General features: G+C 53.1%; 28 protein-coding genes. 12 read left to right on the top strand and 16 right to left on the bottom strand.

Going from position 1 to position 23,747, the window contains the following annotated elements; genetic code table 11:
• Positions 1 to 34 precede the first annotated feature (34 nt).
• Both SIB64_RS10210 and SIB64_RS10205 read left to right on the top strand, forming a co-directional pair.
• Entirely contained in the window at positions 35 to 484 is a 450-nt protein-coding gene (locus SIB64_RS10210; RefSeq protein WP_413440109.1) for a DUF3531 family protein, read from the top strand.
• Positions 477 to 1,220 (top strand): 16S rRNA (uracil(1498)-N(3))-methyltransferase, encoded by a 744-nt coding sequence (locus SIB64_RS10205; RefSeq protein WP_413440108.1) that lies wholly within the window; start codon positions 477 to 479, stop codon positions 1,218 to 1,220. The genes SIB64_RS10210 and SIB64_RS10205 overlap by 8 nt, the downstream gene beginning before the upstream one ends.
• Here the strand turns inward: SIB64_RS10205 and SIB64_RS10200 are convergent.
• Positions 1,210 to 1,722, bottom strand: coding sequence for a hypothetical protein (locus SIB64_RS10200; RefSeq protein WP_413440107.1), 513 nt, complete (start codon positions 1,720 to 1,722; stop codon positions 1,210 to 1,212). The genes SIB64_RS10205 and SIB64_RS10200 overlap by 11 nt on opposite strands.
• A gap of 263 nt (positions 1,723 to 1,985) precedes the next feature.
• Here SIB64_RS10200 and SIB64_RS10195 point away from each other — a divergent pair, with 263 nt between their 5' ends.
• Complete coding sequence (locus tag SIB64_RS10195) at positions 1,986 to 2,735, top strand: TMEM175 family protein (RefSeq protein WP_413440106.1); 750 nt, start codon at positions 1,986 to 1,988, stop codon at positions 2,733 to 2,735.
• A gap of 105 nt (positions 2,736 to 2,840) precedes the next feature.
• The gene (locus SIB64_RS10190) at positions 2,841 to 3,563 is read left to right on the top strand and encodes a DUF92 domain-containing protein (protein WP_413442983.1); all 723 of its coding nucleotides are present in this window, start codon (positions 2,841 to 2,843) and stop codon (positions 3,561 to 3,563) included.
• On the opposite strand, the gene SIB64_RS10185 is transcribed toward SIB64_RS10190, so the two are convergent.
• The 7 genes from SIB64_RS10185 to SIB64_RS10155 form a co-directional block, all read right to left on the bottom strand.
• Entirely contained in the window at positions 3,478 to 4,248 is a 771-nt protein-coding gene (locus tag SIB64_RS10185) for a sigma-70 family RNA polymerase sigma factor (RefSeq protein WP_413440105.1), read from the bottom strand. The genes SIB64_RS10190 and SIB64_RS10185 overlap by 86 nt on opposite strands.
• A 243-nt stretch (positions 4,249 to 4,491) precedes the next feature.
• The gene (locus SIB64_RS10180; protein WP_413443088.1) at positions 4,492 to 4,671 is read right to left on the bottom strand and encodes a hypothetical protein; all 180 of its coding nucleotides are present in this window, start codon (positions 4,669 to 4,671) and stop codon (positions 4,492 to 4,494) included.
• Positions 4,672 to 4,673: 2 nt separating this feature from the next.
• Entirely contained in the window at positions 4,674 to 5,345 is a 672-nt protein-coding gene (locus SIB64_RS10175; protein WP_413440104.1) for a GDSL-type esterase/lipase family protein, read from the bottom strand.
• Positions 5,336 to 6,886 (bottom strand): phosphonate ABC transporter, encoded by a 1,551-nt coding sequence (locus SIB64_RS10170; RefSeq protein ID WP_413440103.1) that lies wholly within the window; start codon positions 6,884 to 6,886, stop codon positions 5,336 to 5,338. Before SIB64_RS10170 ends, SIB64_RS10175 begins: the two co-directional genes overlap by 10 nt.
• The gene (locus tag SIB64_RS10165; protein WP_413440102.1) at positions 6,865 to 7,569 is read right to left on the bottom strand and encodes a phosphonate ABC transporter ATP-binding protein; all 705 of its coding nucleotides are present in this window, start codon (positions 7,567 to 7,569) and stop codon (positions 6,865 to 6,867) included. Before SIB64_RS10165 ends, SIB64_RS10170 begins: the two co-directional genes overlap by 22 nt.
• Positions 7,566 to 8,465 (bottom strand): putative selenate ABC transporter substrate-binding protein, encoded by a 900-nt coding sequence (locus tag SIB64_RS10160; RefSeq protein ID WP_413440101.1) that lies wholly within the window; start codon positions 8,463 to 8,465, stop codon positions 7,566 to 7,568. Before SIB64_RS10160 ends, SIB64_RS10165 begins: the two co-directional genes overlap by 4 nt.
• A gap of 26 nt (positions 8,466 to 8,491) precedes the next feature.
• Positions 8,492 to 9,670: a pyridoxal phosphate-dependent aminotransferase gene (locus SIB64_RS10155; RefSeq protein WP_413442982.1), complete on the bottom strand. Its 1,179-nt coding sequence runs from the start codon at positions 9,668 to 9,670 to the stop codon at positions 8,492 to 8,494.
• An 84-nt stretch (positions 9,671 to 9,754) separates the two neighbouring features.
• Between SIB64_RS10155 and SIB64_RS10150 the strand changes: the two genes are divergently transcribed.
• From SIB64_RS10150 to SIB64_RS10130, 5 genes are all read left to right on the top strand, one after another.
• A complete protein-coding gene (locus SIB64_RS10150; protein ID WP_413440100.1) occupies positions 9,755 to 10,165 on the top strand; it encodes a VOC family protein in 411 nt (136 codons plus the stop codon).
• The gene (locus SIB64_RS10145) at positions 10,155 to 10,718 is read left to right on the top strand and encodes a uracil-DNA glycosylase (RefSeq protein WP_413440099.1); all 564 of its coding nucleotides are present in this window, start codon (positions 10,155 to 10,157) and stop codon (positions 10,716 to 10,718) included. The genes SIB64_RS10150 and SIB64_RS10145 overlap by 11 nt, the downstream gene beginning before the upstream one ends.
• A gap of 22 nt (positions 10,719 to 10,740) precedes the next feature.
• Positions 10,741 to 11,961 carry a (E)-4-hydroxy-3-methylbut-2-enyl-diphosphate synthase gene (ispG, locus tag SIB64_RS10140; RefSeq protein ID WP_413442981.1) on the top strand — a complete coding sequence of 407 codons (1,221 nt, stop codon included), beginning with the start codon at positions 10,741 to 10,743 and terminating at the stop codon, positions 11,959 to 11,961.
• Positions 11,962 to 11,993: 32 nt separating this feature from the next.
• Positions 11,994 to 13,358 (top strand): S41 family peptidase, encoded by a 1,365-nt coding sequence (locus tag SIB64_RS10135; RefSeq protein WP_413440098.1) that lies wholly within the window; start codon positions 11,994 to 11,996, stop codon positions 13,356 to 13,358.
• A gap of 544 nt (positions 13,359 to 13,902) precedes the next feature.
• Positions 13,903 to 14,169: a hypothetical protein gene (locus SIB64_RS10130; RefSeq protein ID WP_413440097.1), complete on the top strand. Its 267-nt coding sequence runs from the start codon at positions 13,903 to 13,905 to the stop codon at positions 14,167 to 14,169.
• A 301-nt stretch (positions 14,170 to 14,470) separates the two neighbouring features.
• Here the strand turns inward: SIB64_RS10130 and SIB64_RS10125 are convergent, their stop codons facing one another.
• Together SIB64_RS10125 and SIB64_RS10120 are read right to left on the bottom strand one after the other, a co-directional pair.
• A complete protein-coding gene (locus tag SIB64_RS10125; protein WP_413440096.1) occupies positions 14,471 to 14,647 on the bottom strand; it encodes a hypothetical protein in 177 nt (58 codons plus the stop codon).
• Between the two features lie 135 nt (positions 14,648 to 14,782).
• Positions 14,783 to 15,220, bottom strand: coding sequence for a hypothetical protein (locus SIB64_RS10120; RefSeq protein ID WP_413440095.1), 438 nt, complete (start codon positions 15,218 to 15,220; stop codon positions 14,783 to 14,785).
• A 413-nt stretch (positions 15,221 to 15,633) separates the two neighbouring features.
• Between SIB64_RS10120 and SIB64_RS10115 the strand changes: the two genes are divergently transcribed.
• The gene (locus SIB64_RS10115) at positions 15,634 to 16,032 is read left to right on the top strand and encodes a nuclear transport factor 2 family protein (protein WP_413440094.1); all 399 of its coding nucleotides are present in this window, start codon (positions 15,634 to 15,636) and stop codon (positions 16,030 to 16,032) included.
• A gap of 236 nt (positions 16,033 to 16,268) precedes the next feature.
• Positions 16,269 to 16,781: a hypothetical protein gene (locus SIB64_RS10110; protein WP_413440093.1), complete on the top strand. Its 513-nt coding sequence runs from the start codon at positions 16,269 to 16,271 to the stop codon at positions 16,779 to 16,781.
• Positions 16,782 to 17,084: 303 nt separating this feature from the next.
• Here the strand turns inward: SIB64_RS10110 and SIB64_RS10105 are convergent, their stop codons facing one another.
• The 4 genes from SIB64_RS10105 to SIB64_RS10090 form a co-directional block, all read right to left on the bottom strand.
• Positions 17,085 to 17,252: a hypothetical protein gene (locus tag SIB64_RS10105; protein ID WP_413440092.1), complete on the bottom strand. Its 168-nt coding sequence runs from the start codon at positions 17,250 to 17,252 to the stop codon at positions 17,085 to 17,087.
• Positions 17,253 to 17,329: 77 nt separating this feature from the next.
• Complete coding sequence (mfd, locus tag SIB64_RS10100; RefSeq protein ID WP_413440091.1) at positions 17,330 to 20,908, bottom strand: transcription-repair coupling factor; 3,579 nt, start codon at positions 20,906 to 20,908, stop codon at positions 17,330 to 17,332.
• Positions 20,863 to 21,045, bottom strand: a complete 183-nt coding sequence (locus SIB64_RS10095) for a hypothetical protein (RefSeq protein WP_413440090.1) — start codon at positions 21,043 to 21,045, stop codon at positions 20,863 to 20,865. The genes mfd and SIB64_RS10095 overlap by 46 nt, the downstream gene beginning before the upstream one ends.
• 254 nt (positions 21,046 to 21,299) lie before the next feature.
• Positions 21,300 to 21,563: a hypothetical protein gene (locus SIB64_RS10090; RefSeq protein WP_413440089.1), complete on the bottom strand. Its 264-nt coding sequence runs from the start codon at positions 21,561 to 21,563 to the stop codon at positions 21,300 to 21,302.
• Positions 21,564 to 21,712: 149 nt separating this feature from the next.
• Here SIB64_RS10090 and SIB64_RS10085 point away from each other — a divergent pair, with 149 nt between their 5' ends.
• A complete protein-coding gene (locus tag SIB64_RS10085; protein WP_413442980.1) occupies positions 21,713 to 22,408 on the top strand; it encodes a Crp/Fnr family transcriptional regulator in 696 nt (231 codons plus the stop codon).
• Here the strand turns inward: SIB64_RS10085 and SIB64_RS10080 are convergent, their stop codons facing one another.
• A complete protein-coding gene (locus tag SIB64_RS10080; protein ID WP_413440088.1) occupies positions 22,409 to 22,729 on the bottom strand; it encodes a DUF3303 domain-containing protein in 321 nt (106 codons plus the stop codon). It lies immediately after the preceding gene.
• Between the two features lie 238 nt (positions 22,730 to 22,967).
• Positions 22,968 to 23,747, bottom strand: a complete 780-nt coding sequence (locus SIB64_RS10075; protein WP_413440087.1) for a hypothetical protein — start codon at positions 23,745 to 23,747, stop codon at positions 22,968 to 22,970.

Genomic DNA, 23,747 nt, shown 5'->3' with positions numbered 1-23,747 from the left:
GCTTGACTCATGATGAAGGCTGACCCTTGGTCCCATGGACGTCCGATTCCGCGAAGTCGATCCGTTCAACTGCTGGTTGTGGCTTCGTTTCTCCGAAGTTCCGAGTCAAGGTGAACGCAATTACGTCGATGGAGTCTTCGACAGTTGGTACGTGATTGGTCGCCTTGGGGGTTTCAATGCTGAAAACCTTCAGGTTCACGATGAAGGTGCTGATCTCAGCTGGATGGGATACGACAACGAAGAGGCAGAGTCTGTGATACCTGCCCTGATGCACAACATGGGGCAGCTCGAATACCAGGGGGATTGGGCACGTTGCTGGTTGGATCTTGGGACCAGCGATGGAGTGGCGATTGATGTGTTGATCAATGCCCTGCGGCAGCTCGATACGGATGTTGTCCAGATCGAGGAACTGGTTGTGGGAGGTGTTAACACCGACTGGCCGGTGGAAGACCATCCCGACAGCATTTTTCCCCCAAGTGGCTGAACTGCGTCGTCTGTTGGTTGACCCAGCCCGTTTGGAGGATTTGAGATCCGACGAGCAGCTGTTGCCCCTTGATCAGGAGGAAGGTCACTACCTAAGAAGGGTATTGCGAAAGCGAGTGGGGGATTCAGTTGCCTTGATCGATGGGCGGGGGCACCTCTGGCACGCCCAGCTTGTGCGAGGCCAAGCGCTGCGACTCTCCGATGATGTTGAGAATCCACGCGATCAGGAGCCGATGCCAAGTCCCAAGCTGGGGCTTGCTGTGGCTCTTGTCCGGCGAGGCACGGACGATTGGCTCAGGATGGCCACTGAGCTAGGCGTTGATGTTTTTCAACCGCTTCATGCGGATCGCTGCACGTCCCAGGCCGAACTACGTCCAAAGCGTTGGCAGACCGTGGTCCGAGAAGCCACCGAACAGTGTGAGCGATTGTGGAAGCCCGAACTGAGGGTCGCTTGCCCGCTGGAGCACTGGGATCCTGGACCATCCGTGCGCATCGGGTTTGCGGTGTCGCGGGCAGCCGCAAGACAGCGTTTGGATGAATGGTTGTTGAAGTCCCAGGATCCCCTTGAGACCTGGTTGGTGGTGGGACCGGAAGGTGGATGGACCGAAACAGAAGTAGACCGAGCCCTCAACAAAGGTTGGGAACCTGTGGCGATGGGGCAGACCATCCTCAGGACTTCAACAGCAGCAGTTCGGGCTGCCGTGAGTTTGGTGAGTTGGCGCTCACTCAGCTCTTGAAGAGTTCTTCGGCCATCCCGCTGAACGATTTCATGCTGGCGCCAGGCCGTCTGCGCCGTTGAACCAGGGCTTGCCCTGGCAGCAGATTCTCAGGAGCGAATGTGGTGAAGGTGAGCGCAGGGCGTTCGGCCTCTGCAGCAGCGAGCTCGGCAGCGATCGATTCAGCGGTGGTTATCACCACACTTGGTGCTGGCTCTGCTGGCTCTGCCCCTGCTGGGACTGACTCTGCCCCGGTGGCGGTGGTTGCTGCAGTGTTCACCTCGTCTGGTGAAGGATCGACCGATGTGGTGGCTGGGGTGCTGGTTTCGGTTGAGGAAATGGTTTGGCCTGAGGCTGGTGCCGAAATCAGGAGAACGGGCGGCTTCGATTCAGCTTGTTCTGATGAACTGGCCTGCTCAGCAACGGAGGGTGCATCTCCCTCTGGCTTGAGATCGACGGGAGTAGTTGCGCCGCTCTTCTCAAGCACCAGGAAGAATTTGTTTCTCTTACTGCTGAACACCATGACGTTGCCTGCACTGCATATAGGTTGAATTCTCTCGTGCAACGCCGCGCAGCTGAGCCTTCCTTAGGGGAGTGCAACATGAGGAAGGCGTGTCGATCGATCGAACGGCGGGTGACCCCGCAGCCGAAGAGGTGCCCACACGAATAGGGAACGCTCTGTTGTCTTCATTACAAGCAGCGATTGGATCGCTCAAACCGTGTCAGGCGCTCGATTGTGCATCGCATTCAAGCTAGAACCACGACAGGCTTCTCTCCACCTCTGAGATGGCATTACGGCATTCGGTTCATCACCTCCAGAGTGAAAATTCAGATGCCTGGATGGGACTAATCGATGCCGTTTATGCCGTTGCGATGACATTGATCGCGGTTGAGCTGCCAGAACTTGTCAACAAATTGGTAAGTGTTCCCCCAGGAGCCATCGATGTCTCGATGAAAGTCATTGTGATTGCATATTTATTTGCTGCCTATGTCATTACTTTTATGGTTCTTTATGAGCTTTGGTCGACTCAAAAATGCATCATAAAAATCGGGGGATTGAACCGTCAGCTGCAGAATTTTATTAATGGATTGCTTTTGGCGTTTACATGCCTAGGGGCTGGAGATGTCATCTTAATCATCAAGGTGAAGTCAGGAACGTTTGCTCAAATGATGAATGGTGAAATGAATGGTCGCAAGGGAATAAGTGGATTTCATTCCGTGATTATGGAGTGGGCCAATTTGCATTATTTGTACTGGATCATGGCCTTTCTGTTAATCAGTGCCATGTATTTTCTGATGTACATCCATTTTTGTATCGGCCAACCGCAGACACTCTCCTCTCATGTCAGTCAATTGCGACGAAGCTTGTTGGTTAAGGCATGTTTTTTTATGGTGTCGACCGCGATCTGGTTGCCCCTTGTCTGGGGAGGTTCGTGTTCGATTCCACCGATTTACCCTGTAATTCTGTTTCTGGGTTTCAGTTTTTTTGAAGCAAGCATCTTTTCTAAATTGAAACGGGAAAAATCAGATACATAACAGCTTTGATTTGACCCTTCCTTCATTGTTGACCTCAATTTGATCACTGGCCTCTTGGATGATTGATCATTCTCTTAGTCTCACCGTTGCAGCGCAACTCCCGTGATCTGGGTAACGGCATTTCTTGTCAATGCAGTGCTGATTGGGCTTGCACAGCGGATTCCACTGCTGACTCCAGCAGGTTGGGTGAATGCTGGAATTTTGGGCACTGTTCTTTGGGGATCCCTGGGATGGCAGGGCTGGAGTGCCGTTGTCGCTTATCTCGTTCTGGGAAGTCTTGTGACCAAACTCGGTTGGGCCGTGAAGCAGCAGCGGGGTTTGGAGGAAGGTCGTGGGGGACGACGCGGCCCAGAGAATGTTTGGGGTTCTGCAGCTGTGGGCGCAGGGCTAGCTCTGATGGTCGCAGGCGGTCTCCAGCCCGCAAAGTTGCTAATGATTGGATTTGCTGCCAGTTTCGCGGCAAAACTGGCAGATACGTTTGGTAGTGAAATCGGGCAACGCTGGGGCCGGACCACATTGCTGATCACAACGCTTCAACCCGTACCCGCAGGGACCGAAGGAGCCATCAGTCTGGAAGGAACATTGGCGAGTGCCGTTGGAAGTGTGGTGATGTCAATGGTGATGTTGCTCTTCGGATTGATCACAACGACATCTGAATTGTTGTTGATCAGTGTGGTTGGTTTGATTGCCACCTTGGCCGAAAGCTTGCTGGGAGCACTAGCGCAACATCGGATCAATTGGCTCAGCAATGAAGCGGTGAATGGGATTCAGACCCTTTTCGCGGCACTCCTGGCAATGGCATTGGCTTCAGGACTCCATCTCGCTTAGCCCATGCTTTCAAAAGTTGAACGGCATCACGTAGCAGGATGCGCATCTGTCCTGTATTCATCCCGCAATGACCCGCTAGATCACGGAGTGAACATCCATCCACATAGTGAGCCAGTAGCCAGTGTTGAGCGAAAGGGTCAAGTTTCTTTAGGGCTGAGATCAGCCAGGCGTGTTCATCATCATGGCTTTGATCGCCTGTCTTGATGCACCCCATGAGTGGATCATCAACCTCGTGATTTCCCCGGTGTTGGGGTTGGTCAAGGCTCAAGGTTTTGCAGTTCTGAACGCCTCGGCAACAAGCTTGCAATTTCTCAAGACCCACACCTAGATGCATGGCTAATTCCGCCTCACTCAAGGCTGGTAAGCCACGGACTGTCTGCTGTTTTTGAAGCCTTTCAGCTTTGATCGCGAGATCACGATGTCGCCATGGCACCTTGATGATTGAGGAACGATCGCGGCGATAGTGAAGAATTTGTCCATTGGCTCGACTGACGATGTAGGTGCTTGGTCGACAACCTCGTTCTTCATCAAATCGTTCGACAGCAGCCAGTGCACCCAACGCCGATTCCTGCACCAGATCGTCATAGGAGTCTGTGCTCTTTTGAAGCTGACGTTGTGCCACCAGATGGACCAAACCAAGGTGGTCGAGAAATGTGATGTTGCGACGTCGAATTGATTCGGGCAATCTCCGGTGCTTTTCATGTGTTTTTTGGTCGTTCTTTGCGCTCATAAGGGGGTTCTGCATGACCCCCACAAGTTGCTTTGTTCCTGTTGTTTTGCCAGGACACTCAGGTGTCATTGAGCGACACCAAGGTGTCGTGTCGTGACCCACTCACACCAGCGCTGCGGACAAGATCAGTGAAAAAGTTTCACTGGAGATTGTTAGACCTCCGATGTCATGAATCAAAGCAAGCTCCACAAAGGGGAATCAGGCTGATTCGAGATCACAGCGGTTCAAGTCGGGATGGGTGAGCCGATCAATGATCCTCGCCATATCAACCGCTGTTAGCTCGCCGTTCGCATCCCATTTGAGCGTCGTTTTGCGCTGTGCGGGGACCTGGCGATTCGTTGGTTGTGGGGTTTGCTCCGGTCCCATACCGTCGGCCATTATCAGGAAACACACACATTAGCGAGTGGCTCCAGTCCTGCCCAGCCAAGCAGGGCATCCCATTGAACCAACTGTTGATGAATCCAGTGATGGCCACTGGCATTGAGATGGATCCCATCCGGTTCGATCCAGCTGAGCCACTCCGACTGTGCACGCATCGATTCGTGGAGGGCCAGAAACGGAACGTCGACCTCCTGGCAGACCTCTCCAAGAGCCCTTTCGTAAGCGGCAACCTCCTGATTGCTGTACCAGAGACAGTCCGCAAAGGGCATCACATGTTCATCAACCGGTGTCAGTCCAAGCACCAAAACGGAGGTCTGGCTCTTGATTTCGTCAAGGAGCTGCCCCATTCCGAAGCTGTAGCCATCGAGGTTCAGCTGGGGTCGGCCGTCAGGACGACCGACACGGGCACTGTCGTTCAATCCGATGCTCAGGATCACCCCATCGGGTGTTTTGCGCCGTAGTTCACCACGACAGGTCCATTCCTGCTCCCAACGGGCAGCAACACGCTCAAGACCATCACCACGGACACCTAAGCCGTAAACCACCGGTCCTTTTGGCGTCCCCATCCAATCCAGCCTGAGACGCTCGCACCAACCACCTCTTTCGCGATCTCCCCATCCGTGGACACCACTGTCTCCCAGGACCACCAGTTGCTTGGGAGCTATCGCCATCGACTCGACCCCTGTTGCAGCTGGCCAGCTTTGCAGGCCCATCGCTCCAGCATCCAATGACTCAGTCCTTCACCAAGACTGGTCAGGCAGGCGTAGGCGATTACCAGCCAGAACACCATCGCCCAATGAAAAGACGTTAGTGATTCGATCAGTTGCCAACCGAGTCCTGCACCTCCAACCATTCCCACAACCGCCGTGTCGCGCAGGATGACATCGGCCCGGTATGCGGAATAAGCCAGATAGCTGCGACAGCTCATCGCCAGTTTTCCGTAGAGCCATGCGATGCGAGGCCCCGCCCCCATCGCCTGAACGGCGAGATGATTCTGATCGGTTGAGCAGTCCAGATCATCTTGGAGGACCCGCCCCATCATTCCCAAATGGTGCAGACCAAGAGCGAGGGCAGCAAGGCTGAGACTGGGTTTGGCCAGTAGAAGCAAAAGCAAAGCCGTCAGTGGGGGGGGGAGCAAACGCAGGCCGCCCCAGACGAATCGTTGTGTGATGTTGCTCAAGCGTCCTGGGAGGAGCAACAAGCCCAGGGGGGGGCCAGCAATCGCGATGGCGCTGGCCAGCAGGGTCAGTCCGAGCGTGGACAGCATGAGATCAGCCCAGGGCGCGGAAGCCAGTGCCGAAGCGAGGGACTCTCGAACCGTGCCAGTGAACAGCGGATTCGCTGGCAGCAGGATCGTTGGAATCGCAAGATCCAGATCCAGGGATCGTCCCCAGGGGATGGCGATGAGGGGTGCGAGGCCCATCGCCGGTAGAACAAGCTTCGAGCGGCTGCGGTGCACCAGCAGTTCGAGCATCGCCATCACAATCGCCAGCAACCAGAGTCCACTCCAGAGTTCACGGAATTGCAGCGACTGGAGGCTGAGTTTCAGGTCTGTTCCCAGGCCCCCCAAGCCGAAAACACCCAACAACAGTGCCGAGCGCAACGCGCACTCCAGTCGATGGTCCATGTGATGACCGAGAGACGTGCTGACGGCAGGCCAGAGCGCTGTCAGCAGGTTGGCAAGAGAGCCGGCTCCCATGCACTGAAGCGCCATCAGTGTTGGGGTGTCGTGGCTGTCGATCTGATCAGCAACAACCCTTGCCATTAACGATGTGTAGGGGAGGGCGATGGCGGCAACTGCAACCCAGGCGTTCAATCCACACAGCTGCAGCAGCAGCAATCCCCAGATCAGTTCATGAAGCGATCGCAGTGGAGCGAGAACCCGCCGAAGCCATCGGGAAGGCGCGGCTGAGCTGATCAACAATGTGCAGATTTTTTCGGAACTGAGGAAGCCGAGAACGCAGCCGAACAAGCAGCTCCCGCTCCAGGACAACATCGCCGTGAAGACGGTGATTTGAAGCCCGCGCCACAGGGCTTCGATCAGAGTCAGATCCCATGAAGGGTGCAGCGCTGCGCCGAAAAAACCAGCAAGCAGATCCAGTCCACCTCCATGCAGATCCAGGGCGACCTTCCCTGCGAGCACTGGTATGACCACTCCTGGCAAAAGCGGCAGCAATGGCAGTGCTGGCCTCAGATCGTTGTGTAAAGCCATGTCAGATCGTCCGGGTTGAGTCCCGTTGCCGGTTCGTCCAACACCAGCTCTCCATCGACCAGGCCAATCACCCGATCGAAGCGGCAAGCAAGGTCGGGACGATGCAGACTCACGAGGCAGCTGCTCTGGATCAGGAGTCGGTCGAGAACCAGCTCACTGAGCGCTGGATCCAAGGCTGATAAGGGTTCATCAGCGAGAACCAACGATGGTTCCTGGCGGAGCAACCTCGCGAGGGCAACCCTCTGGCGTTGCCCCCCCGACAGCGCAGCCACAGACGTGAACAGCAGATCGCTCTCCAATCCAACTTGGAGCATCACCTCGTGGCAGGCGCCCTCATTCAGAGTGCCCACAAGATTGCGAAGCGCCCAGAACAGGGAATGCCGCCCCAGCGCCCCTGCGTTGATGTTCTGAACGACATTGAGTTCTTCGACAAGCAGCAGGTCCTGCCACAGGGTGCCGATGTCACATCGTCGTCGTCGCGAGAGCTGTGGAAGCGCAGTACCGTTCCAACGGACTAGGCCGTGATCTGGCTTGAGACTGCCATTGGCCAACCGCAGCAGAGTGCTCTTGCCAGCGCCGCTGCGGCCGAGCAGGCAGATGTGTTCTCCCGGATTGATTCGGAGACTGAGTGGACGGAGACGGCCTGTGAAGGCCACCTCCTCCAACTCGAGAACACCGATCAACGGATCTTTCCTAGCTGACGGCCCACCTTCTCGATTGCTGCGTAGTCGTTGGCGTTCGCTGGAATGAATCGCTTGGCACCAAACAGTGACAACACAAGCTCACGTCGGCTTGTGTCGGGTTCTAACCCGATCAGAGTGGTCTGAATCCGTTGGGTGAACCCAGCCCCAAACCGCTGATCAAGGCCAGGTCGTGCGACCCAGTGGTAATCGACGTAGGAAGGTGTTCGCCAAATCACACGCACTTTGGCTGGATCGATACGGCCATTTTTGACGTTGCTCTTCCAGACCTGTTCGTTGAGAGCACCAACCTGATAAGCACCGCTCTGAACCAGGGCAATGGTGGCGTCGTGGCTTCCACTGAATCCAGGGCGACCGCCTGCGAATTGGCTTGGCAGAACACCAACCTGTTGCATGAAATATTGAGGCATCAGGCGACCTGAGGTCGAACTCTCAGAGCCGAACGTGAATCGTTTTCCTTTCAACTGGATGAGCTGATCCTGGCTGCTCAAAGGGCGTAAACCACTGCTGCCATTGGCGATGAACACACTCGTGAACCGAGCATCGATATCGCGCTGGGCAAGAACACGGGCACCAGGTGTTTGCAGGCGCGCCTGGACTCCGGTCAAGCCACCGAACCAGACAAGGTCGAGGCTCCCGGCTCGAAAAGCGCTGACCGCTGCGGTGTAATTACTAACCGGTACGTAACGCACCTTGACCTTGAGTTGTTCACCTAACTCGCTGGAGAGCGCCCCGTAGAGCCTGTTGAGCTTTTCTGGATTTTGGTCAGGAATCGCACCGACCCGCAGGACTGGTGCTGCAGGGGTTGGTGTGGCCGCGGTTGCAAGGCTGAGGAGAAGTCCAGCGACAACTGCGGCCTTGTTTTCTCGAATGGGCATCGCGTTTTGTAATGACTTGGGCCAAATCAATACGTTCTGAGGAAATCACTCAGACGTTCAAGGCCTTCGCTGATCGTCTCATGCGAGACAGCGCAGGAGAGCCTGATGCACCTGTCATTGCCGAAAGCAATCCCAGGAATCACAGCCAATCCTTTTTCATCGAGGGCCCGTCGGCAGAACTCCATTGATCCACCTTTGATATCGGGGAGCTCAGGGAACGCGTAGAAGGCACCTTGTGGCTCAGACAGCGTGATCCCATCAATGGAACGCAAACCCTTACTGAGCAATTTGCGACGGACGTTGTAGGTCTCGGCCATCGCTCTGACGCAATCCCTGGATCCCTGAAGGGCCGCCAGGGCCCCTCGCTGGGCAAAGCTGCAGACATTGCTCGTGCTTTGACTCTGCAATGCAGCAGCTGCTTTGATCACTGGCTCAGAACCAGCGAGATATCCGAGCCGCCAACCGGTCATCGCCCATCCCTTGGCGAATCCGTTAACGGTGTAACAGCGCTCGAGAAGATCGTCATCAATGGAGGCAAAGCTGCAATGTTCCTGACCATCTGCCAGCAAATATTCATAGATCTCATCACTCATGACATCGACCTGCGGATAGCGATGCATCAGTGCAACGACACCCTCCAGATCAGCACGTGACATCACATGGCCGGTGGGATTGCCAGGGGAATTGAGGATCAGCAGTTTGCTTTTCTCTGTGATGTGCTCTTCAAGCAGAGAAAGATCCAGGCGAAACCCATCCGCTGATGAGGTCGGAATCACATTCACCTTGGCTCCGGCGAGACGAGCCATTTCGGGATAACTCAACCAGTAAGGAGCTGGCAGCAGAACCTCATCCCCAGGATTCAGCAGGACCTGAAAGAGGTTGTAGATCGCCTGTTTGCCACCGTTGGTGATCAGCACCTGAGTGGGCTGGGTCGGAATTCCGTTTTCCCGAGTCAACTTTTCAGCCACTGCCGCCCGAAGCTCTGGCGCTCCCGCTGCTGGTCCGTAGCGGGTCACCCCATCACGCAGTGCATTCTGAGCGGCCTCGATAATGAAATTTGGAGTATTGAAATCCGGTTCACCAGCGCTGAGACTGCAGATGTCATGCCCCTGGTTCTGAAGGACTCTGGCCCGAGCCGAGATCTCGAGCGTCAAGGATGGCTTGAGGGCGTTGGCGCGATCTGAGAGAACAGGCAGACGGGGCATCGGCGACGCACCACCCCAGGTGCGCTTAAAAATCTCATCCTGCCTTGCCTGGTGCCCCGCACAACCTGTGTTCATGCTTTCAGGATGTCTACAACGCAGTTCAGCTGGGTCCTTGCATCACACAATCCAGCGCAGTTGGTCCTTTTTTACGCGGAGCTGTTGGCGGGTCAGCCGCATCAGGGTTTGGCGCAACACCATTGGATCCTCACCATTTCGCAAGACCTTCGGATCGAGTTCTACAGGCCCTCAAGGACGCGTCCGTTCCCTTCGAAAGGTCGTTGCTTAGCACCCTGTCTGAGGCTTCAAGAACACGAAGAACCCATCAAACAACTCCAGACTGTCGTGACTGATCTCCGAGCGAAAGGCGCAACGGTGCTGGAAGCACCACGCTCCGAACCCTTCGGTGCAGAGGCCTGGCTTCTTGATCCAGAAGAGAACCCGTTCCTGATCGTTGTGCCCAGCTCCGGTATCGCAATGGATAGGCATGGATCCTGAACAGCTGAAACAGTGCCGCGACTGCACCGCCTGTCCCCTTGCGGATACACGTCAGAACGTTGTGATTTCACGAGGGAACCCAGAGGCCCGTTTGATGTTGATCGGTGAAGCCCCAGGCGCGAAGGAGGATGCTCTGGGGCAACCCTTCGTGGGGCGTTCAGGGAAGACCCTCGATCGGCTGTTGCAGGACGTTGGCTTTCAGCTCGATCGTGATCTGTATATCTGCAATGCCGTCAAGTGCAGGCCGCCTGGCAACAGACGCCCCAAACGCGGTGAGCTTTCAGCCTGTCGACGCTGGTTGGATCTGCAACTTGCTCAGGTGGACCCGCAGGTGATCGTGCTCGCCGGGGCGACAGCGGTGGAAGCCATCCTTGGCTTGAAAGGTGGAATGACGATGTTGCGTGGAACGTGGACGACGTGGCAGAACCGGCTGGTGATGCCGATCTTTCACCCCTCCTATCTGCTCCGCCACTCCCCTGATGCGAAGGGCGGTCCATGGGATCTGACCCGACATGACCTGGCCACCGTTCGACGGCGCCTGTGCGAACGTTGACTCGATTGCGTCGCCACACGCCATGACGGCCACTCTTCAGACCACTCAGGCTGATCTCAACCGTCGTTACGACACGCAGATTCATCGACGCCGGACGCGGACCGTCTGGGTAGGGAAGGTGCCGATCGGCAGTGACCATCCAGTGGTCGTGCAATCGATGATCAATGAAGACACGCTCGATATCGACGGAGCTGTTGCAGGGATCAGACGCCTGGCCGATGCAGGCTGTGAAATTGTGCGTGTTACGGCGCCATCCAGATCCCATGCCGTGGCCATGGGTCAGATCCGTGAGCGGCTTCGGGCGGAAGGCTGTGATGTTCCACTCGTCGCAGATGTGCATCACAACGGGGTGAAGATCGCCATCGAAGTGGCAAAACACGTTGACAAGGTCAGAATTAATCCTGGCTTGTTTGTCTTTGGAAAGCCAGATCCGGATCGCCAGGAATTTTCAAAGGAAGAATTTGATTCGATCGGTCTGAAAATTCGTGAAACATTTGCGCCGCTGGTCACTGTGTTGCGCGACCAGAACAAGGCCTTGAGAATTGGAGTGAATCATGGCTCCTTGGCTGAGCGCATGTTGTTCACCTATGGAGATACACCTTGGGGGATGGTCGAATCCGCCATGGAATTTGTACGGATCTGTGATGAGTTGGATTATCACAACATCGTGATTTCAATGAAGGCATCGCGGGCCCCGGTGATGATGGCCGCTTATCGCATGATGGCTGACACACTTGATCGCGAAGGATTCAATTACCCACTCCATCTCGGGGTCACTGAAGCGGGTGATGGTGATTACGGACGGATCAAAAGTACAGCTGGAATCGCCACGCTTCTGTCCGAGGGCCTGGGGGACACGATTCGGGTTTCATTGACGGAAGCACCTGAACAAGAAATTCCGGTTTGCTACTCGATTCTCCAAGCATTGGGACTCCGCAAAACCATGGTGGAGTATGTGGCATGCCCCAGCTGTGGACGAACGCTGTTCAACCTCGAGGAGGTGCTCAAGCAGGTGCGCATCGCCACGGATCACCTCACTGGTCTCGACATTGCCGTGATGGGCTGCATCGTCAATGGGCCAGGAGAGATGGCCGATGCGGATTACGGCTATGTGGGAGGTGCACCGGGAGTGATTTCTCTGTACAGGGGGCGAGAGGAGATTCGGCGTGTGCCGGAGTCGGAAGGAGTCGAAGCCCTGATCCAGTTGATCAAGGATGACGGTCGCTGGGTCGATCCAGCTTGATGTCGTTAATGTAAAGACATTGCTGAGGGCTCATGCCCAGACCGTTCCAGTTGCGTTCCATTCTGCGGTCGGGTCCTCTGCTTCTCTTCCTAGGGATCGGAGGTGTTGCTACAGCCTTCAACATTGTTCAGCCCAGCCTGAGTCTTCCGAGTGCATCGGGTGGATCAATCACTGACAGTCCAAAAGAAGTCATTGATCAAGTCTGGCAAATCGTTTATCGTGACTTTCTTGACTCAAACGGAAGTTACACCCCAGACAATTGGAAACAATTACGGCGAGATTTGTTATCAAAATCTTATGCGGGAACGGGTGAATCCTACGAAGCAATACGTGGCATGCTCGCCAGCCTGAAAGATCCATACACACGCTTTTTGGATCCAAAGGAATTCAAAGAGATGCAGATCGATACCTCCGGAGAACTGCGGGGTGTCGGCATTCAATTGAGTCTGGACAAAGACACCAAAGAACTCACCGTTGTTTCTCCGATTGAGGGGACACCAGCATCGAAGGCGGGTGTTCAACCTCAGGATGTGATAGTCAGCATCGACGGAGAAAGCACAAAGGGAATGACTACGGCCGATGCGGTCAAGCTCATTCGTGGTCCAGAGGGCACAAAAGTGGTGCTTGGGCTCCGGCGGAAAGGTGTGTTGTTGGACGTGCCGTTGGTGCGGGCACGCATTGAGATCAATGCTGTTGAAACCTCCCTTAATTCTGCTCCAAATGGGCGGAAGGTTGGGTATATCCGACTCAAACAATTCAATGCCAATGCTGCGCGTGAAATGCGTGATGCAATTCGTGAGTTGGAGGAGCAGGGAGCGCAGGGTTATGTGCTCGATTTAAGAAGTAATCCTGGCGGTTTGCTAGAAGCCAGCGTCGATATTGCTCGTCAATGGCTAAATGAGGGCACCATTGTTAGCACCAGAACGCGTGAAGGGATTCGCGATGTTCGACGTGCCACCGGCAGCGCGATCACGGATAAGCCAATGGTTGTTTTGGTGAATGAAGGATCTGCAAGTGCCAGTGAGATTCTTTCTGGGGCACTTCAGGACAATGATCGAGCTCAGCTAGTCGGCAAGAAAACCTTTGGGAAGGGTCTTGTGCAATCCGTGCGGGGTCTGGCTGATGGTTCTGGATTAACGGTCACCATTGCAAAATACCTCACACCCAGTGGTCGCGACATCCACAAGAACGGCATTGAGCCAGACGTTCAAGCTGAGATGAGTGAAGAGGAAATTCGCTCGATCACAGCAGATGATCTTGGCACTGGTAAAGACAGCCAATATCGTGTCGCTGAAGTAACACTGATCAATGTTTTGCGCAAGGCAAATTCAGCACAAACTTATAACCCCAAGTCAAGCAACATAAATTCGGCTCTCATTAATAAGAACCAATCTTGATATTCAATTGGCCAATGAATTAAACAGCTCGGTCGTCATCGAAGAGCCAATGTATGAACGTTTTAGATAACATTAAATCAATCAACAGAAGTCCGTTGGTCTGATCCAATCCGGATCCTAATGCACGAAACAAAAATGTCGGAATCAAGATGCCACGCTGACTGCAAATTTGTCTCGCAACAGGCCAGACCCCCTGTATGCCAAAGAACAATAAAGCCCTCTCCCGCAAGAGAGGGTTAGAGCCGAGGTCCCGATCACCCGGCAAAGCAGGGCATTGCAAGCCCTGCCATAGTTTGTCGTGATTACCTGGCAGAAACAGTTGATGTTTATACTCTTTACCACTTTGCATCAATGAGTTGATATCTCTTGATGGATCTTGATACGAGTGGAGTCGTTCACTTAATAAGCGTTCAGAAAGCTTTCAAGCCAAAGGTCTAAAGGCATTAACTGCCGACGATCTCAACCGTTCAACGGTAGGGATAAAGCCCAAATCCTTCCTGTTCACTACGACTAACAGACGTGCCGGAAATTTGAGTTATTCCACTTGTCGCTTCCCCCTGAACTCGATCTAAGAGTGCTGCACATCCCCCTGATGATGCAATCGTCCGATCAACCACCTGGAGAGGAATGTTGCGACCCCAATTTGGAGACCAACCCAAACGCTGACCTTGACGGTTCAGAATTGAAATGGCCTGTCCGCGATCAATCTGGCCAGACCGTAACAAACATGTTGTCGCAGCAAGAGTGCCTGCTTGCATCGTCGATGATTGTTGCGGATATGCAGGGATCCTTGGCCTTGGAGCAGACATAACAGGGACTTGTGGGTACCGAATAGGTATGGCAGGACGACTTGGAAGACCAGGATTCATCGCCATTGGCGCGTGCATCACTCCCCCAAATTGACTCATCGCTACCATCGCAATTTGGAGTAACAGTGATTCCATAATAAGTGTTCTCGTGGTTTAAATTACCGAAAAAGTCTGACATCAGGAATTGCGTCTTATGCAAATCAGCTGCAACAGACCTATGACCAAATCAAACTGAGTGACAGTCGACAAACTTAAGGCGATCGGTCAAGATGAACTAGCTTAGGCAATATCAAGGCATGCAGATTAATGACATCTCAATGAACAACTGGGCTGATCAATCAACTGGTAGGCAATCTCACGGGGAGAGTCCAAGGGATTGAGATCGGTGCTGATCCGTTCAGGCCCACGGACAGCTTCCAGGACGGCAACACTGCCGATCAAAACGACGTGGAGAGACCACTCTTGAATCATGAATTCCATGTCTTTAAAAAAGTAAAGGGAAGGGGGATGAACCCAGATCGTTCAATGATGTCACTGCTTGACCTTCACGATTGAGATGCTGGTCGTCAAAAGCTGTGATGTTGATCACAATTAAAAAACGTTGATTTGAAATTGTCAGGCACGTTGCATTCCTTCGCAATAGCGATCAAAGAGCTGCAGGACTTGATTGGGCGGTAATTTGGCGGTGTATCGGGCTTCGATTTCAATGTTGTGCTGGGAGCGTGGATAGGCTCTGAGTGAAGCGATGTCTTCAGGAGAATATTTAGCGAGGGTCCTGACCATGGATTGCAGGTGTTCGGGCCTGGAAATCATTCCACCTGCGCAATCCTGCATCCGATGCGCTGCTTCATGGGCCAACGTGTTCCAAACTTGCCTGGGGGTGCGATGGGATCGACAAACAATGAGGTTGTTCCGTCGTGCGTCGTAGGCCCCTTGCAAACCCCTTTGGCAATCACGCTGCGTGACGCGAACACCGTTTTGTTCCAGCCGTTCTCGAAGTGCATCAACATCCGACCATGTTCCTGCTTTTGCACCGTTCGAAAGGGTGGCCATAATTAGAAACAACAAGGCATACCCAACTCGCATCATGAATTGATTAGCTGTACTCACTATCCATTTAACTTTCGCAAGACTCATCACTAAAGTGTTGTAGAGGTGTGACCAAACATGAACCCAACCTCCATACTCGATCATGAGAATCATTTACTTGGGCATAAATTCGAACATGTCTAAGTGAAATCCTTGTTGAGTCTGAATGGTAATACCCGAATGCTTTCACCAAGATCCATGTGGCAATCAAAATGAAATAATAGGAATAGATAATCCTCAAAACAGCTTTTCACAACAGAGTGCATTTAAATTGATCTTGAAATATCATAGGATTTTATGTATTATAATGAATGAATGATTTGTATCTGCAAAATCTTGAGAAGAATATAAAATGCAATTCGTGTCTCCAATGAAGCATGACGGTCACTCAACAGCAGGCAATGGAATTGTTTTCTTATCTTGAGACAGGGCAAGGAGATCGTTTTTTCGATGCCGTAGCTGATGATGTTGATTGGTTGGTGATGCCAACACATCCAACAGCGGGTCACTACACGTCAAAAGAAGAATTCCTAAACCATACAATAAGGCGTGTTAGTAAATTGGTACATGGCTCACTTCAGTTGAAGACAACAAATATTCTAATTTCTGGTGATTGGGCTGTTGTTGAGCTGAAGTCAACGGCGGTCGCGAATAATAACGTACCCTTTACTAATTGCTATTGTTGGCTGGTTCGATGGAAAGACGGAAAAATTGTGCAAGTGAGGGCCTATCAAGATTCATTCATCGCAACTCAATTAATCGAAAATAATGAATAACTTTAAGCAAATTCCTATCTTTTGGATGCAATGACCACCAAATTACGAGGTGAATGAAACGATTAAAGTCTGGTCCATCTCTGAGGAGGCATAAAGGCAAGGCGGGCACCACGTTTTTGCCCTATTTTCCAACTTCTCAGGTAATCCTTCAGTTATTCTCAGAATCCAGTCAAATTCTCGACTTAGTATTAATGCATTAATCGTTTTGAATCAATCAACCATAGGCAAAGACATTCATGACATTCACATCAACACATCGACATACAGGTCAGGATCTTATTACTTTGATTACCGAACTCAATCATGTCTCCAAGGAAGAAATGACCTTGGCGGCGGGTTATTCCAAGCAAGATGGCACTCCTGATTACTTTCCTTATTACCAGGCTCTACTAGAAGCATGGCAGATCCCTTCTCAGCAAGGGCCGCCTGTCCATAATCATGGTGAGAAACGCAGTCTGCTTGAAATCCTTGAAGCCATCAACGCAGACCCTGCTGACCTAGAGGTGGAGTACACGGCGAATCGTGGATTAACCCTGTATTGGAGAGACGGTTCTAGCAATGATGATCCAGATTTATGTGATGAATTATTGGATTCGTTAGATACATTATTGAACAAAAAGGGATGCTTTAAAACCCGAGAAGGGGATGTTGAGGCGATGGATTTGGCATTGAGATTTCAGGATGGAACGTGGCAAATCGAAGGACAACGATATATATGCAATGTTATCGAGGAGAGGTTATCGCTATGAATACTTTCTAATGGGTATTGCATCGGCAAATTGCTTTTTAATCAGCTGCAAAGATTTTGGATTTTTTCTGCAGCAAATAGCAATGGAGTAAACATGATTCATGATGAACAATGTTCAACAAGTGATTGCTTTGACACTATTAATGAAACTTGAAATAATCAAAAAAAGCACACTGAAACAAAGAAAAAAATTGAAAAGTTGAAATTATAAAAGACAAAATAGAACGTTATAGAAGGTAAGCAAAAAATTCGCTGGAGTAATTCTAAATAATAATTTGATTCGTTCAAGTCAACATTCTTTTCATCAGCTGATTGGTTGCATCAACCCACCTCCACCACCGCCGTTGGAATCATCGTCATCACTCTGGTCGGTTTGGAATAGGGCAAACAGGCCCAACGCTCCAACACAGAACACACCACTGATCAGGTTGAACAGGCTGGGACCTGCGCTGACCTCAATGAATTCACCCATGCGCGCCCGATGACTAGGACCAATGTAACGAAGAATTGCGCCGCTGTTGGAAAATTCTCAGAAATGAGAGTACGCAGTCACACCCGCAGCACCTCAGCATTCTTTTGCTTCTGCGTCTCCTCCCTCTGGGACTGGGTTGTTCCGTCGGGATCTGGGATCTGGGCGACCATCAGCCGCAGCCAGTCCATCAGTTGTTCCAGTTGCTTCTCCATCGGCAACACGCCGAGCCCGCGGGCCATCACCTTGTGCTGGATTCCATTGCCAGCCTGGTAAATCAAACGGCCATGAAGATGCTGCGGCAGGCCCTGTCGCAGCAGGCGGAAGGCGGGCTCCTCCATCGGTGTTTCCAGCACGATGTTTGGTTTTTCAGGCTTGATCCTTGAGAAGCCGCAGCGCTTCGCCATCAATTTCAACTCCATCAGCTGCAGCAACGACTGCACAGCGGCAGGTAGGGCGCCGTAGCGATCTGCCCAGCCAGCGGCCAGTTCCACGAGCGCCTCGGCTGTGCCGCAATCGGCAGCAGCACGGTAGGCGGCGATCTTCTCGTCGGGGTCGGTGATCCAGTCTGCTGGGACAAAGGCAGTCACCTGCAGATCAACCTGGGTGTCATCAACGCTGGGGATGTCTTGTCCTTGGATTTCGGCCAAGGACTCCTGCAGCATTTCCATGTACAAGTCGAATCCGATCGTCTCCATCTGGCCGCTCTGCTCCACCCCCAGCAAGTTGCCGACACCGCGAATTTCCATGTCTCGCATCGCGAGCTGATAGCCACTTCCCAGCTGGGCAAATTCCTGAATCGCCCGCAACCGTTGCCGTGCGTTATCGCTTAAGGAAGCATTGCCGGGATAGAAGAGCCAGGCATGGGCTTGGATGCCGCTGCGTCCCACGCGTCCGCGCAGCTGGTAAAGCTGCGCAAGGCCGAAGCGATGGGAGTCCTCAATCAAAATGGTGTTAACGCGGGGGATGTCGAGGCCGCTCTCCACAATCGTGGTGCACAACATCACATCCGCTTCGCCGGCATTGAACGCCACCATCGCGCTTTCCAATTCGCCCTCGGCCATCTGCCCATGGGCCACCAAGAGTTTCAAACCGGGCAACATCTCGCGCAACTGCGCTGCCACATCTTCAATGCCCTCCACCCTCGGCACCACATAGAACACCTGGCCACCGCGGTCCAACTCCTGGCGAATTGCACTGCGAACCGCTTCGGGATCAAGGGCCGCTAAATGGGTTTTGATCGGACGGCGCAGAGGGGGTGGAGTCGTGATCAAACTCATTTCACGTACCCCCGACAAACTCATGTAAAGGGTTCTTGGAATCGGTGTTGCTGAAAGGGTCAGAACATCAACGTCCTTGCGAAGCACCTTGATCTTCTCCTTTTGATTCACACCGAATCGTTGTTCTTCATCAACAACCAGAAGGCCCAGTTGATCGAAGGCATCACCCTTACTTAGCAATTGGTGGGTGCCGACAACGGCATCGATGGTGCCGGCCTTCAAGCCATCAAGGATGCTTTTTCGCTCCGTGGCGGTTCGAAATCGATTCAGCAGGGCCACCTTGATCGGATAGGGCGCAAAACGCTCCGAGAGGGTTCGCCAGTGTTGTTGGGCAAGAACAGTAGTTGGGGCCAGCATCGCGACCTGTTTCCCCGCCGTGATCGCTTTGAAAATGGCGCGAATGGCCACTTCTGTTTTCCCAAAACCCACATCACCACAGACGAGCCGATCCATTGGCTCGGCTTTCTCCATATCCCGTTTCACCTCCGAGGTTGCTTTCAGTTGATCCGGCGTGGGCTCATATGGGAATGAATCCTCCAATTCTCCCTGCCATGGACCATCACCTGGGAAGGCATAACCATTCGCTTGCTGCCTCTGGGCATAAAGCTTCACCAGATCAAGGGCGACCTTGCGGACCGCTTTACGGGTTCGCTCCTTGGCTTTCGACCAGGCTGTTCCTCCCATCTTGCTGAGCTGAGGAGGTTTTTCAGTGGTGGCGCGATACCGGCCGAGGCTTCCGAGCTGGTCGGCGGCCACGCGCAGGATGCCATCGGCGTACTGAACGGCGAGGTAATCGCGCACATCCCCGGAAATTGCCAGTTTTTCCATCGCCTTGAACCGGCCAATTCCATGGTTGCGATGCACCACGTAATCGCCAGGACGCATCTTGTTGGGATCGACCGTTCTGCTGGCGGCTTTGCGGCGACGCCGCACATAGCCGCTGGAGCCAAGTGTTTGTTGTCCGAAGAACTCGCGGTCGGTCACCAGAGCGATGCGCCATGCCGGAAGTTGCAGGCCTTCCAGTTCCGCTGTGCCGCCGGCCTTCAACGCCACGGGGGTGTTCTGTTCAATCAGGCGGCTGATCGCAGGGGAATCCGCCGCATTGGGTACGAATCGACTGATGCAGTCGTGTTCTTCCAGTAGCGCAACAGCCCTGCTGGGCTGCGCTGAAACCAGCCACACCGCAATGCGATCCTTCTGCCATCCCTTGATCAGTTCGCCAAGTTTTCCGAACTGATTCGGATGGGACGGTACCGGCCGACTCGCCAGGTCAAAGCTGTTGGGATGCTGATCCTCTTCAAGCAGTTCCGCCAGATCGAAACCCTTGAAGGTTGCTGCAGCGGCATACGCCACGTCGATCTCCCGATGCAGCAGCGGCGGCCAGAATTGATCCCGTTCCACTTCTGATAGCCCGAGCTCAGAAGCCATTTCGAGGTGATGGTCGCGGGCATGATCCAGCCATTGCTGACCGTGGGCCAAACCCTGCCGGCGTTCGTCGACAACGACACAGCAGCTTGATGGCAGGTAATCCAAAAGGCTTGAGGGCTCATCCCAAGCCAGACCCATCAGGCGACGCATGCCCTCAGGCGTTCCCCCATTCAGCAATTCGTCGGTAGCCTGATCGCTGAGAAGTAGTTCAAGGCCTTCAGGCATGCGCTCACGCAGGCTGTCGGCAATCAGTGGGCTGAACCCCGTAGGGGTCAGACGAAGCTGATCAACGCCGTCAAGGGAACGTTGACTGGCTGGATCAAATTCCCGCAGCTTGTCCAGCTCCTCCCCGAAAAATTCAAGACGCACCGGCAGTTCACTGCTCACCGGATAGATATCGACAATGTCTCCGCGACGACTCCAGGTTCCTTCCTGATCGATGGTGGACACGCGTTCATACCCCAGGTGCGCCAGTCGTTCCGCCAGCTTCTCGAGATCGATGACGTCCCCTTTCTTCAGGGTCTTGCATTGTTCAGCGAGGACTTCCGAAGGTGGGAGATGGGGTTGCAGACAGCGTTCTGTCGCAACAATGGCGCGGTCGGCGCAGCTTGGATCGGAGAGCAGATCACTGAGCACCTGAAGTTGACCCCAGATGATTTCACTAGTGGGGTCGAAAGGCTCGTAGGGAGACCCTTCGCTGGTGGGGTAGAGGCTGGTGTTCTTCCACCCCATCAACTCCAGTAGTGCGGTCCATCGCCCCGCTTCCTCCAGGGTTGGCACCACAATCAGAATCGGACGACCGTCCCGCCGGGACAGGGCACTGGCGATCAAGGCTCTCGCTGCCCGACCGGCACCTCGCAAGATCAGACGATCTGAACGACCCGATCGCTCAAGAAGCTCTCCAGTCAGAGGGGAATCCTGGAGTTTCTTGACGAGGGATCTAAACGGCATCCAGTCCGGTTCTGCAGTCCCTGATCCTTGCAGCGCCGACGAACGACTGTGAAGCGCTGCAAATGATCGAGCTCAAACAGCGGATCAACAAGCCACCAGACCCCAAGCTCATTGCACACCCAAGTGGATCTCGCCAATGATCAGCTGCAGGTTGTTGGAATCGATGGTTGATTGTGGCTCGTTGAACGCAGTGCCGAAGAGTTCAAACAACTTTTAGAGTGACGAGCACAGCTCGAAGAGAACTTTTAGATGCTCATCGAATCAATGCAAAGGATTGATTCGATGCTTAGGGCTAAAGAGTGATTGATGGACTGGAGGCCTATAGAGTTCTGTTGAAAAGAGTCCGGAATAAACTGTGACAATGCACCAACGTCAGTGGTGATCGGCATAATCAAAAAACCGCGTTTGAACAGATGCCGCGATACCGCTGTCCGTCGTGTTGTTGTGGACCAGCGATCGTTTTACGACCACCCCCGGGCGCAGTGCCGATCTGTGCCCAGTGCCACACTCCGCTCGAAAAACAACCGACGGTTCGGTTGATCCCCTTGCTTGTTTTGCTGGGTGTGGGAACCGTTCTTGTCCTTTCATCATTTCCAAGTCTGATGGTGCCGAGTCCAGCTCCGGAGCCTGACCAGCAACCAACAACTGACTCCATCGTGTGATGTGAGCAGCGTCACAGATGATTGTGTCTCGCAACAATGAGAAATACCTGAGAATGCGGAATGCTTTGGATGTCAACCTCAAAGCATTCAGTGATTCTGATAACAATCAGGATCCATTGGGAGCTATTAACCCTTGCAGATCATGCATTTTCTAACGCGTGAGGAATTGCAATCGATTCCGCTTTTTCAGTCGTTATCAGATCAAGAAGCAGACTGTTTAACAACCCGCGTGTACCGATCAGATCACGACAAGGATCAACTTCTTGCAATGGAACAAGATTGGGGGGATTGCATTTACCTTATTTTTAGTGGATTTGCGAAGGTCAGATCGTATTCCGAGCAGGGTGATGAGCGGGTTTTTTGTCTGCTTGGTGCGGGAGACATTTTTGGTGAAATGTCATTCCTCGATGGACATGCAAGATCGGCAGATGTCGTCGCTTTAACAGGAATCTCTCTCATCAAATTCCCAGGTCAGATGCTAATGAATATGATGCATTCCAATCCAGACTTGGCACTGGAAATTGCAAAGCTTGAGGCTGGCAGGCTTCGCGATCTAAACAGAAGATTTTCACTGCGAACGGAGGATGCGCTGACAAGAATTTTGGACGCTATTGCATATATCGCTAATAAGTCAGGAGATCAAGTGGAAGGAGAATGTACATCTCTTCCAGATATTGCCCAGCAAGAAATTGGGCTTCTGGCTGGGGTGTCACCTGAAACGACAAGCCGTGTCTTCAAGAAGCTGCGAGAGCGCGGTGTGATCGGCAAATATCAAGGCAACTTAAGTATTCTCAATTCAGGGCCCTTAACCAAACGTGGACTGTTGATTCGTTGTTAATTATTCATCCAACCTGCCAGCGGCCTCCACAGACGGCCACATGGCGGCAAATTCCTGATCAGAAACAACTGCCGTTACCTCAAACTGAATGCCAAATCCCTTGATCCAAGGCGCAAGATGAGCCCAAACCTTGCCAATATCGGTCGCACAGGCGATCGCAACTCCACTGCCACTGATCGGTTCACAGACGCGATATTTCAGTTCAAATCCTTCAAAACGATCACCAGGACAGCCAGCATTGATGTACTCCGTAAAACCAGAGGATGAATTCCAGGCACCTTCTACCGTTGGGAACGTCCAGACAATCAAGTAATGCTGCATGGTGGGAGCTGCGAAGAAGTGATATGAAATGAATAGATTGGTACGGAAAATACATGCCTTAGAACATTCAATCGCCGATGACGAGTTCTCAAGCTTGATTCAGCACATTTCTACAATTTAATTCTGTAATGAATCGGCTGAACAACAAGTGAATGTGAAGCGATCAACACAGAACGATTCGGATAACCTGGCTAGTCGATGCGATCAACACTTATTTATCAAAATTGTTTGATCACGTCTAACTGGCGTTCAGCTGGTCTTCGAGCAGGATATTAAATTGCAGGAGCTGTTCATCGCTTAATTGTTGGCGGCTATTGGCCTGTTGGTGTTTCAACAGAAAATCCCGAGCCTGTTCCCTCGTCCATTGCAGCTGATGCAACATCTGATCACCCTGCTGGATGAGATCACTGCGTCGTATCGGCACCGATGCAGTTTCAGGTTTTTCTCCTGGCTCGATCTGGCGCAACTGACGCAGAAATGCCACAAGATCGGCGTAACGGGTTAGCCGGTGTCGACTGCCATGCCCGAAGGCCCGTTCGAGATAAAGGCGTTCGAGCGAACGGTCCCATCCGATTCGGCGGAGTTCAAGATCAATGGCCGTCAGTTCCTCACTCCAGTCCTCCGGATCCGTTGGGGCTTCCGAGGGCAGATCCGGCTCAGTGGCCTCTGAAGACGGCAGATCTGATGATGGTTGAGTACCTGCATTGGGTGCAGAACTTGTAGGGGCCACTTCAGCAGTAGGCCGCACAAAGGAGTCAGAGCTTGTCGCTTCCTGTTCCGTTGACGTCTGTGGAGCCTTCACCACAGGGGAAGGATGATCAGGACGATGCCCTTGGTCGTTGTGCACGCTGCCGAGACGGGCCTTCAAGCGTCTGATCGCGCGATCCTCAGCTGCTTCACAGGTCTGATCCTCACCCAGAGCGCTACCAAGGCTCTTGTTCCCATCCCAGCCTTCCACGCGGACAACACATCTCAGCGTGTCGACATGACAAAGCACGGCCTGGATCTGCATAGCCAT

The organism is Synechococcus sp. MIT S1220 (assembly GCF_047303025.1).
In the GTDB taxonomy this organism is placed as follows: domain Bacteria; phylum Cyanobacteriota; class Cyanobacteriia; order PCC-6307; family Cyanobiaceae; genus Parasynechococcus.
Note: the sequence above shows the minus strand (reverse complement) of the source record. Positions and strands in the feature narration are given on the sequence as shown.